At 45.5% G+C, this 1,269-nt stretch carries 1 protein-coding gene; it reads left to right on the forward strand.

Annotated elements, in window-relative coordinates:
• The first annotated feature begins 722 nt into the window (after positions 1-722).
• On the forward strand, positions 723-1,130 hold the full coding sequence (locus tag NZM04_06160; GenBank protein ID MCS7063611.1) for a hypothetical protein: 408 nt from the start codon (positions 723-725) through the stop codon (positions 1,128-1,130).
• The last annotated feature ends 139 nt before the right edge of the window (positions 1,131-1,269 follow it).

Raw genomic sequence — 1,269 nt, forward strand, 5'->3', positions numbered from 1 at the left:
AATTGCCTTGAAGCCACTGAGAAAGAAAAAACCAACCGCAAAGTGGGCAGCCTCTGCACTAGAGAGCAATTTATTTACAGTATCGTGAAGAAGCGTATCGCGGTTATCAATGATATCGTGTTGCATCGTTTCCAAATAAAAGATACGCCACAATTTTACTACAAATAAGAAGGCAGGCGAAATCTTCGAGCACGATGGGTTTTAGTATGCCGATCTGTGCCGGAGGCATAAACGAAGGATGTGAGGTGATGAGGAACGAGGGAAGGCAAAGAAAGGTTAATTACTCTAAGCATCGCCAAGCTCCGAGTTGATGAAAAATCGGTTTGACTATATGGAATGAACAGAGTATCTTTGTTGTCAGATATAGGTTCTGAATAACGATGGAGTGGGCTTTAGCGGTCCTTTGGGTATGTTTTCGTATGGAGAAACGAGGGTGTGTTATACGGAAACCGAATAAAAACCAGAAGATGAAAAGAACCATGTTGAAGATATCGGCAGCAAAAAAACTTAGTCATTCACTCACGAAGACGTCTTATGCCGATAATAAAGTGGTGGAGGAGTTTTGCGCGGAAATCATATAATCCAATTGTTCACCCGACCGCAGGCAGTCGTGTGAACGGGGCGGCGTATTCGCCACCCCGTTAGGCAGCGATCGCTACGCTGCTAAAGAGGCTTAGTGAATTTGAGGTCGCATAATCTTTGCCCAAGGAGGATCTTATCTTATGGATGTGCTTCAAATCATCTTGATCATTGTTGGGCTCATCTTAATGTTCGCATCTGGTGCCATAGGACATTTAATAACTAGTCGTAGAACAACGCGTGCCGTTGGACACGGCATAAAAAGTAGAGCGCTGCCCAAAATAAATATCACTTGGCTTGATGTAATTTACGCTGGAACGATGATTACTGGAATAATGGCCGGGGAAATATGGGACAGCATCCAAGAGACTGGGGCAATAGGTTTCAATATCCCTCGTTTTATTGGGGCGCTAATCGCTTCGCCTATCGTCTATGCAGGTGTTTACTCTAAGTTCGTGAAGGATGAACTATCTCTTCCGGGGTTGTGTATAGCCTTTCAGAATGGGTTCTTTTGGCAGGCGTTTTTTGAAACTGCTCGAGTGGGCCAATAAAAAGCAGGCAAAGTCAATTGTCCAGCTAGAGAGTTGCCGCTATTGCCTGCGAGATCTAAGAAGGCACATGTTCGCTGCCTAACATCTTGCTTCAGCTGACCTGCCTCCGCTTGACGCCGCGGCAGGGGTGGCTAAGCTC

The organism is Candidatus Methylacidiphilales bacterium (genome assembly GCA_025056655.1).
Taxonomy (GTDB): domain Bacteria; phylum Verrucomicrobiota; class Verrucomicrobiia; order Methylacidiphilales; family JANWVL01; genus JANWVL01.

Bases quoted from the DNA above. Each gene is read 5' to 3' on its own strand.
- NZM04_06160 (MCS7063611.1), top strand. From the start codon at position 723: ATGGATGTGCTTCAAATCATCTTGATCATTGTTGGGCTCATCTTAATG.